This window comes from Mesorhizobium sp. B1-1-6 (assembly GCF_006443035.1).
Lineage (GTDB): Bacteria > Pseudomonadota > Alphaproteobacteria > Rhizobiales > Rhizobiaceae > Mesorhizobium.
In genome coordinates this window covers 1-9343 of sequence record NZ_VFWR01000036.1, presented here as the reverse complement: position 1 = coordinate 9343, position 9343 = coordinate 1, and the positions used below count along the sequence as shown (strand labels likewise).

Here is a 9343-nt window from a genome sequence, read left to right as displayed (position 1 = left end):
GACATCCTCGTCACCGCCTGCGGCCGCATCTGCATGCACAGGAAGAAAATCAACATCTCCACCGTGCTCGCCGGCCAAAGGCTCGGCATCAGCGAAGTCGACGACGGCATTTGGCTCGTCAGCTTCATACACTATGATCTGGGATATTTCGATGATGAGACATGCAGGCTCGAACCACTCCAAAACCCCTTCGGGCCAAAAGTGTTACCCATGTCTCCGGTATAAACCGTAACCTATGTGTCCGGAACGGACCGGCGGTGTTTGGCGGAGGGAGTGGGATTCGAACCCACGGTGAGCTTGCGCCCACGCCGGTTTTCAAGACCGGTGCCTTAAACCGCTCGGCCATCCCTCCAGCGACATCTCTTCGCCCAACGTCACTCGATCCGATATTCGAGCCTGGCGGCGAATGAAGAGAGCCATCTCGCTGATGCTCTAGTGTGCCCGGCAAAGACCTGTCAACCGGCATGCGCGGACCGCACGTTTCCCGGCAGCCGACGCCGGGCAGGGTGGCGTCACAATCTTGCCTGGTTGCGGCCACAATCGATTAATAGCGTGATAAACAATTCCTGCGCACAAAGGACAGGGGTTCGAGGCGTCGTTGGTCTTGGTCAGGTAAGCTTTGGCTCCTGCGACGTTCAAGCCGCGGCGTTTTTGGTCGAGACTGTAGGGGACATCAGGAAATGCAAACTACGGCGCGCCCGCGTCTACGCCGTGCTTGCGCTTTCGCGCTATTCACCATGTCGGCAGTGCTGCTTGCCGCCTGCGCGTCGCAGCCTGAACCAAAAGGGATGGTCCACAAGAAGACCCGTTCCAAGGAATATTTCGCCGAAACCGAATATGGCGTGAAGGCCAGCCCTCGCGTCGCCTTCATGCGGCGTGGCGGCGGCCGCGACCAGCTTGGCAGGCCCTACCAGGTTCGCGGCAAGTGGTACTATCCGAAGGAAGACAAACACTATGCCAAGGTCGGCCTGGCGTCGTGGTACGGCGATGCCTTTCACGGACGGCTGACCGCCAACGGCGAAGTCTACGACATGAGCCATCTGACGGCGGCGCACCCGACCATGCCCCTGCCGAGCTACGCCCGCGTCACCAATCTCAAGACCGGCAGTTCGGTCATCGTGCGCGTCAATGATCGCGGTCCCTACCACCAGGGCCGCATCATCGATGTCTCGGAACGCGCCGCCCAGATGCTCGACTATGCCAATGTCGGCACGGCCGAGGTGAAGGTGGAATATGTTGGCCGCGCGCCGCTCGACGGCAATGACGACCAGTATCTGATGGCCTCCTACCATCCAGGCAACAGGATACCGGATCCGTCGGACGGCCTGCCGACCGGCGTCATGGTGGCCATGAACGGACCGTCGCCCAGCCTGCCGGTGGGCGCTGCCGCCGTGCCGTTTCCGGGTCAGCTGACGAATTCCGATATGATTCCGCAAGGGCAGGTGCCGGCACAATCGCCGGCCTTGGGTGACCTGGCGCTGCCCGACTTCGGTCCGATCGTGCCAGAGCGTCCGGATATCGGCCTGCCGCCGCAATCGCCGTTTTCGGTGGCCTCGCTCTCCTATGCCGACGAGCGCGTGCGGAGCGCCGATGTCTTTGCCGCACTTGACGACGACGGCATGTCGCCCGCCGACATCCTGCGCTCATGGAAGAGCGCCAATCCCCAGGCGCCGTCGCCGGCCTATGTCGCGGCCGGCACCTTCGATGACGCCACCGAGGCAAAACGCGTGGCCGCCGCGCTCGAGCCCTTCGGCAGGATCGAGATCCAGCGTTCCGAATTCGATGGCAAGGACTGGTATGCGGTGAACCTCTATCCGGACGGCCATGGCGGCGTCGACGATCTGCTGCAGGCGGCCTGGTCGCATGGTGCGCCGGACGCTCTGGCCGTGCGCAACTGATCTATTTTTCCCGCACGGTTGATCCTGCGGAAAAAACCCTGATAGCTTGGCTGCGCCAGAACCGGCAAACGGGTCGAGATTTCATGCAGTTGCGCGTCTTTCCGCCTTTGGCCGGATTTCTGGGATTGGCCCTGCTGCTGTTTTGCATCGCGCCCGCCAGCGCGCAGCTTTTCGAGACCAAGGCAGCCCAGGCCTTCATGATAGACGCCGACACAGGGACGGTGTTGTTTTCCAAGGACGCCGACAAGCCGATACAGCCGGCCTCGATGGCCAAGCTGATGACGATGGAAGTGGTGTTCAACGCCATCAAGTCCGGGCGCCTGACCCTCGACGACACGTTCGTGGTGAGTGAAAACGCCTGGCGCAAGGGCGGCGCCCCTTCGGGAACGTCGACGATGTTTGCCAAGCTCAAATCGGCGGTCCGGGTCGAGGACCTGATCCAGGGCGTGACGGTGCAGGCGGCCAATGACGGCTGTATCGTGCTGGCCGAAGGCTTGGCCGGGTCCGAGGACAATTTCGCCGCGCAGATGACCGAACGCGCCCGCCAGATCGGCCTGGCCAAATCGACTTTCGTCAATTCGACCGGGCTGCCGGCGGAGGGCCAGCAGACGAGCGTGCGCGAGCTGGCAATGCTGGCTTTGCATCTGTGGCGCGAGTATCCGGACCTTTATCGCTACTACGGCCTGAAGGATTTTACCTGGAACAAGATTTCGCAGAGGAATCGCAACCCGCTGCTGGCGATGGACATCGGCGCCGACGGCCTGGCGGTCGGCAGCAGTGAGGTGTCCGGCTTTGGCATAGTCGGCTCGGTCGGCCACAATGGCGCGCGGGTGATCGCGGCGATGAGCGGGCTCGCCAGCGACAAGGAACGCGCCGAGGAGGCGCGCAAGCTGCTCGAATGGGGTGCCCGTTCCTTCGAGAAGACGCAAATCTTCGCCAAGGACGAGGTGGTGGGCCAAGCTCAGGTTTTCGGCGGCATTAAAGCCGGTGTGACGCTGAAGGCGAAAGGGCCGATCGCCATCTTCCTGCCGGTAGCCAACCGCGACAAGCTGACGGCGAGCATCGTCTATGACGGACCGGTTGCCGCACCCGTGGAGGAGGGACAGCCGGTAGGCGTGCTGCGGGTCTGGATCGGCGATACGCTGAGCCAGGAGACGCCGCTGTTCGCCGCCGAATCGATCGGCATCGGCACGCTGCCGCAACGCGCCCTCGACGCCGTCAAGGAACTGGCCGTCGGCTGGCTCCGCTAAAGCGCGTCGCGCTGAACCGGATTCACGCGATGCGCTTTAGCGTCTTTGTTTATGCATGTCGTTCTCTCAAAGCCGAGCTCACTTTTGAGCGACATGCGATAACGCCGGCGGCATGGACGTTTCCCCGAACGCGGACTATCTAGAGCGCTAGAATCCATTCAAATAAGGGATAAAGGCCTTTCGATTGGCACGCGGATTTTTCATCACCTTCGAAGGCGGCGAAGGAGCAGGCAAGTCGACGCAGATCGAGCGGCTGGCGGGAAAGATGCGCGCCAAGAAATACGACGTCCTCGTCACCCGCGAGCCCGGCGGCTCGCCGGGCGCGGAAGCGGTCCGGCATGTGCTGCTTTCGGGCGCCGCCGAGCCGTTTGGGCCGAAGATGGAAGCGCTGCTTTTCGCCGCGGCGCGCTCCGACCATGTCGAGCAGGTCATCCGCCCGGCGGTCGAGCGCAGCTCCATTGTCCTATGCGACCGCTTCCTGGATTCCTCGCGCGTCTACCAGGGCGTCACCGGCGGCCTCGACCCGGTGTTCATGGAGACGCTGGAGCAGGTCGCCATCAATGGCATGATGCCCGACATGACGCTGATCTTCGACATCGATCCCACGGAAGGCCTGAGACGCGCAACAGTGCGTCGCGGCGCCGGCGCCGGCCCCGACCGCTTCGAAAAGGAAACGCTTGCCATCCACCAGGCGCGCCGCGAAGCGTTCCTGGCGATCGCCGCGGCCGAGCCGGAGCGCTGCGTTGTGATCGACGCATCCGCCGCTCCCGATGCGGTAGAAAATGTCGTCACCGCCACGGTGTTCGCGGCGCTGGAGGCGAGGGCGCCCATGCGCAACAGACAGACCGCACCCGCATGATCTTCGAACGCATCGCGCCGGAACAGCATGACACGCTGGACGGCGTCCCCGAACCGTCCGAAACGCCACGCCTGGTCGGGCACGGGCAGGCCGCCGCCATGCTCGCCGCCGCCTATCGCGCTGGAAAGCTGCCGCACGCGCTGATCTTCACCGGACCGCTCGGCATCGGCAAGGCGACGCTCGCGTTCCATCTGGCGCATCATCTCCTGAAGCATCCGGCCTTCGAGCAGGCGCCGGAGACGCTCGCCGTTCCCGATCCGGCGTCCTCGCTGTTTCGCCAGATCGCCACCGGCGCGCATCCCGGCGTGCTGCACCTGACGCGGCCGCTGAACGACAAGACCAAGAGCTTCAAGACGGTCGTCACCGTCGACGAGATCCGCAAGGTCAATCGCTTCCTGTCGCTGACTTCGCATGACGGCAGCTACCGGGTGGTGATCGTCGACCCGGCCGACGACATGAACACCAATGCAGCCAATGCCTTGCTGAAGAATCTTGAGGAGCCGCCGGCGCGAACGCTGTTCATCCTCATCGTCCATGCGCCGGGCAGCCTGCTGCCGACGATCCGCTCGCGCTGCCAATTGGTGCGGCTGTCGCCGCTCGATATCGACGAACTGATGGCGGTGCTGGAAACCGCCGAGCCGCCGCCGCCGGGCGATCCGGCCGCGCGGGCAGCGCTGGCCACGCGGGCAGGCGGCAGCGCCCGCAATGCGATCCTTCTGACGCAGTATGGCGGACTGGAGATCGCCGAGACGCTGGATGCCCTGGTGAGCGCCGGCAAGAGCGACATCGCCGGCGCCTATCGTCTTGCCGAGGTCGTGGCCGGGCGCGACCAGGCGATCCAGTTCGATATCTTCAACCGCCGCGCGCTCGATCTGTTGTCCGATGCGGCGAGCCGGGCGGCGCTGGCCGGCGATCTCGCACGAGCCAAAACGCTGTCGGACACTTGGCATGAGGCGCTGGACGCTATATCTGAGACTGATACCTACAATCTCGACAAGAAGCAGCACGCCTTGACCATGATCGACCGCCTGAAGTCTGCAATGCGAATGTGATGGTTCCCTCGGGATGGCAATCGCCACCCCGATGCGATATCCACCGCCACGCCTTCCATTCAGACATTCATGACGGTTCATTCATGTCACGCGATACATTCTACATCACGACCGCGATCTCTTACCCCAATGGCAAGCCGCATATCGGCCATGCCTACGAATTGATCGCCACCGATGCGCTGGCCCGCTTTCAGCGGCTCGACGGCAAGCAGGTCTTCTTTCTCACCGGCACCGACGAACACGGCATCAAGATGCTGCAGACAGCGAAGAAGGAAGACATTTCGGCGCGCGAACTGGCCGACCGCAATTCGGCCGAGTTCAAACGCATGGCGACCGCTCTCAACGCCTCCAACGACGATTTCATCCGCACCACCGAAGAGCGGCACTACGCGGCCTCTCAGGCGATCTGGAAGGCGATGGCCGCCAATGGCGACATCTACAAGGGCGGCTATGCCGGCTGGTACTCGGTGCGCGACGAAGCCTATTACGGCGAGGAGGAAACCGAGGTTCGTCCCGACAATATCCGCTATGGCCCGCAAGGAACGCCGGTCGAATGGGTCGAGGAGGAAAGCTATTTCTTCCGGCTCTCGGCCTATCAGGACAAACTGCTGGCGCTCTATGAGGGCCAGCCGGATTTCATCGGCCCGGCCGAGCGGCGCAACGAAGTGATGAGCTTCGTCAGATCGGGACTGAAAGACCTGTCGATCTCGCGCACGACGTTCGACTGGGGCGTGCCGGTGCCCGGCGACGAGAAGCACGTGATGTATGTCTGGGTCGACGCGCTGACAAACTACATTACCGGCGTCGGCTATCCCGATGAAAAAGCAGATAATTGGAAATTCTGGCCGGCCGATGCGCACATCATCGGCAAGGACATCGTGCGTTTCCACGCCGTCTACTGGCCGGCCTTCCTGATGTCGGCAGGCATTCCGCTGCCGAAGCGCGTCTTTGGCCACGGCTTCCTGTTCAACCGCGGCGAGAAGATGTCGAAATCGGTCGGCAACGTCATCGACCCCTTCACCATGGTAGAGCACTACGGGCTCGACCAGGTGCGCTATTTCTTCCTGCGCGAGGTGCCGTTCGGCCAGGACGGCAGCTACAGCCACGAGGCGATCGTCAACCGCACCAATGCCGACCTCGCCAACGGCATCGGCAATCTGGCGCAGCGCTCGCTGTCGATGATCGCCAAGAACTGCGGCGGCGTGGTGCCGACGCGCGGCGAACTGACGGATGCGGACAAGGCAATCCTCGATCAGGCGGCGGCCGCTCTTGCCGCCGCGCGCAAGGCAATGGCCGAGCAAGGCATCCATCTGGCGCTGGCATCGATCTTCGGCGTGGTGGCCGAAGCCGACCGGTATTTCGCCGGACAGGAACCCTGGGCGCTGAAGAAGACCAACCCCGAGCGCATGCAAACGGTATTGTGGACTACGGCCGAAGTGGTCCGGCGCGTGGCGATTCTGTGCCAGCCCTTCACTCCAGGATCGGCCGCGAAGCTGCTTGACCTGCTGGCGGTGCCGGCAGACGAGCGCGATTTCGTGCATCTCCACGCCGACCATGCGCTTGTGCCGGGCAGAGCGTTGCCTGTGCCAGAAGGCGTATTTCCGCGTTATGTCGATCAGCCGGAAGCGAACGGCTGATGCTCGTCGACAGCCACTGCCATCTGGATTTTCCGGACTTCTCAGAGGAGCGGGCGTCCATCGTCGCTCGCGCCCTGGCCGCCGGGATCGGCCGCATGGTAACGATTTCGACGCGCGTGAAGCGATTTCAGCAAATACTTGAAATCGCAGACGCTTTCGACGAAGTATACTGCTCCGTCGGAACCCATCCGCACAATGCGGCCGAAGAGCTTGACGTGACGACGGCGGATCTCGTGCGCCTGTCCGCCCATCCCAAGGTGGTGGCGATCGGCGAAGCCGGGCTCGACTATTTCTATGACAAAGCGCCCCGCGATGCGCAGGCGCAGGGTTTGCGCAACCACATCGCCGCCGCCCGCGAGACGCGCCTGCCGCTGGTCATCCATTCGCGCGATGCCGACGACGACATGGCTCATATTCTGGAGGAGGAAACGGGGAAGGGCGCCTTCCCGTTTATCCTGCACTGTTTTTCGTCGGGACGCAGGCTGGCCGAGGTTGGCGTCTCGCTGGGCGGCTATGTTTCGTTTTCCGGCATCCTGACCTTCAAGAATTCGCCCGAAATACGCGCCATAGCCGCCGACCTGCCGCACGACCGGCTGCTGGTGGAGACCGATGCGCCATATCTCGCGCCGATCCCATTTCGCGGCAAGCGTAATGAACCCGCCTATGTCGCGCACACGGCCAGGGTTCTGGCCGAGACGATCGGCGTCAGCGAAGGTGAAATCGCAGCTTTGACGACCGATAATTTCTTCCGGCTGTTCGGCAAGATGCCGCGCCCCGCCGAGCAAAGCGCCTGAACGATGACAGACCGGCTGCGCCTCACCATTCTCGGCTGCGGCTCGTCACCGGGCACGCCGCGCATCACCGGCGACTGGGGCAATTGCGATCCGCAAAATCCGAAAAATCGGCGCATGCGCACGGCAGCCCTTGTGGAGCGGATTGCCGAGAGCGGCGCCCGCACCACCGTCGTCATCGACACAGGACCGGATTTCCGCCAGCAGATGCTGATGGCCTCGGTCAAGCGCATCGACGCCATCATCTACACCCATCCACATGCCGACCACATCCACGGCATCGACGACCTGCGCGGCTTCGTGCTCGACCAGCGGCAGCGGATCGATATCCATGCCGATCAGCCAACGATGCTGCGGCTGCGCCAGGCCTTCGGCTACTGTTTCGAGACGCCGCCAGGCAGTTCCTATCCGCCAATCGTCGACGCCCATATCATCGATCACGCAAAGCCCGTCGTGATCGAAGGCGAGGGCGGTGCCCTCACCCTCGAGCCGCTGCCGCAGGTCCATGGCGACATCATATCGCTCGGCTTCCGTATCGGCGGACTAGCCTATTGCCCCGACATCAGCGATTTTCCGGCTGCCACTGCCGAACGGCTGCGTAATCTCGATGTCCTGATCATCGACGCGCTGCAGTACAGGACGCACCCGAGCCATCTGTCGCTTGGCGAGGCGCTTGAGTGGATCGAGCGGCTGGCCCCGAAACAGGCTGTGCTGACCCATATGCATGGGCCGCTGGACTACGCTACCGTGATGGCTGAGACTCCGGCAAATGTCGAGCCGGCATTTGATGGCATGGCGCTTGAAATTCCTTATAGATCAGACGGATAGAATATTCTCTTCATAGCTGATGGCACTGATCGCCTGGCAGCGAGCCGCCGATACAGGTCCGATGTCGAGATCTTGCACCTGGGATCGCCACACGGCCGTCGCCAGTTCGCTGTCGCTTCAAGATTGCAAAATGCCAAAAGAGGATTGCATTGTCAGGCCGGTGGATGCTCGTCGATCTGCATTGCAGGCCTGACAGGCAGTCTATGTGATGGCTTCCTAAAATATACATTGAGAGCAAGAGGCGCTAACCTTTGCCCGTTAGTTGGAAAGGAGAGGCCCGATGATTCGCGAACTCGTACTTACAGTGACGCTTCTTACTCCTATCGCTGCCACAGCGCAGGAATTGCCAACCGTCCCTTACTTGCCGCTTGAGCGGGCAACCAAGGCAGCACAAGCCGCGCTGGAGGCCTGCGCTGCCGAAGGCAGCAATGTCAGCGTCGCCATCGTGGCGCGGAGCGGCGCGACGCAAGTGCTGCTCAAGGCCGATAATTCCGGCGCACACACCGCATCCAGCGCCGAAGGCAAGGCCTTCACCGCGGCAGCCTTGGGTCGCGACACTGCGGGGCTCGCCGAATTCATAGCCTCCAAGCCGGCAAATGACGGCATGCGTGACATGGATCCTCGCATGGTGATCCAGGCTGGCGGCTTGCCGGTCAAGTTCGGCGATGCCCTTGTGGCCGGCATTGGCGTCGGCGGTGCTCCTTCGGGCGATATCGACGCCAAATGCGCCGCCGCCGGGCTCAAGGCGATCGGCGCCGCCGAGTAAACTTGCCTAGGATGTGCCAACGCAGCCCGCCAAAGGCGGGCTGCTCCGTTGAACGGAGTTCAGTGAACCTGTCTCCACACCCGAACCGGCCGACGTGCAAGATCGCATTCGCCGGCAACCGACGGCCGATTCTGAGACCGGATCTGGAAGCTTAGTTCCATAATCTATCTTATGCGACTTATGGATATTGCCGCAAAATAGAAATGTCTTGATTCCGCAAAGTAGGAATGTCGCCCTGCTCGCCGATGAGCGAGGGAGACGG

General features: G+C 62.6%; 8 protein-coding genes, 1 tRNA gene and 1 pseudogene. 9 read left to right on the top strand and 1 reads right to left on the bottom strand.

Translation table 11 applies throughout. The features are described from left to right. Positions 1-225 (top strand): annotated as a pseudogene (locus tag FJ979_RS32865) (hypothetical protein); the annotation flags it as partial. A gap of 37 nt (positions 226-262) precedes the next feature. Here the strand turns inward: FJ979_RS32865 and FJ979_RS32215 are convergent. After that, positions 263-352 (bottom strand) — tRNA-Ser (locus tag FJ979_RS32215). A gap of 328 nt (positions 353-680) precedes the next feature. Between FJ979_RS32215 and FJ979_RS32210 the strand changes: the two genes are divergently transcribed. The 8 genes from FJ979_RS32210 to FJ979_RS32175 all read left to right on the top strand — a co-directional run bounded on the left by FJ979_RS32210 (position 681) and on the right by FJ979_RS32175 (position 9081). After that, a complete protein-coding gene (locus FJ979_RS32210) occupies positions 681-1898 on the top strand; it encodes a septal ring lytic transglycosylase RlpA family protein (protein WP_140584708.1) in 1218 nt (405 codons plus the stop codon). Between the two features lie 83 nt (positions 1899-1981). Continuing rightward, positions 1982-3148 carry a D-alanyl-D-alanine carboxypeptidase family protein gene (locus FJ979_RS32205; protein WP_140561193.1) on the top strand — a complete coding sequence of 389 codons (1167 nt, stop codon included), beginning with the start codon at positions 1982-1984 and terminating at the stop codon, positions 3146-3148. A gap of 184 nt (positions 3149-3332) precedes the next feature. Continuing rightward, positions 3333-4007, top strand: a complete 675-nt coding sequence (gene tmk, locus FJ979_RS32200; RefSeq protein WP_140584706.1) for a dTMP kinase — start codon at positions 3333-3335, stop codon at positions 4005-4007. Beyond that, entirely contained in the window at positions 4004-5059 is a 1056-nt protein-coding gene (locus FJ979_RS32195; RefSeq protein ID WP_140584704.1) for a DNA polymerase III subunit delta', read from the top strand. The genes tmk and FJ979_RS32195 overlap by 4 nt, the downstream gene beginning before the upstream one ends. A gap of 83 nt (positions 5060-5142) precedes the next feature. Continuing rightward, complete coding sequence (gene metG / locus FJ979_RS32190) at positions 5143-6696, top strand: methionine--tRNA ligase (protein ID WP_140584702.1); 1554 nt, start codon at positions 5143-5145, stop codon at positions 6694-6696. Further along, positions 6696-7490 (top strand): TatD family hydrolase, encoded by a 795-nt coding sequence (locus tag FJ979_RS32185; RefSeq protein ID WP_140584700.1) that lies wholly within the window; start codon positions 6696-6698, stop codon positions 7488-7490. The genes metG and FJ979_RS32185 overlap by 1 nt, the downstream gene beginning before the upstream one ends. Positions 7491-7493: 3 nt before the next feature. Then, positions 7494-8315 carry an MBL fold metallo-hydrolase gene (locus tag FJ979_RS32180; protein ID WP_140584699.1) on the top strand — a complete coding sequence of 274 codons (822 nt, stop codon included), beginning with the start codon at positions 7494-7496 and terminating at the stop codon, positions 8313-8315. A gap of 280 nt (positions 8316-8595) precedes the next feature. Next, the gene (locus FJ979_RS32175; protein WP_140584697.1) at positions 8596-9081 is read left to right on the top strand and encodes a heme-binding protein; all 486 of its coding nucleotides are present in this window, start codon (positions 8596-8598) and stop codon (positions 9079-9081) included. Positions 9082-9343: the final 262 nt, after the last annotated feature.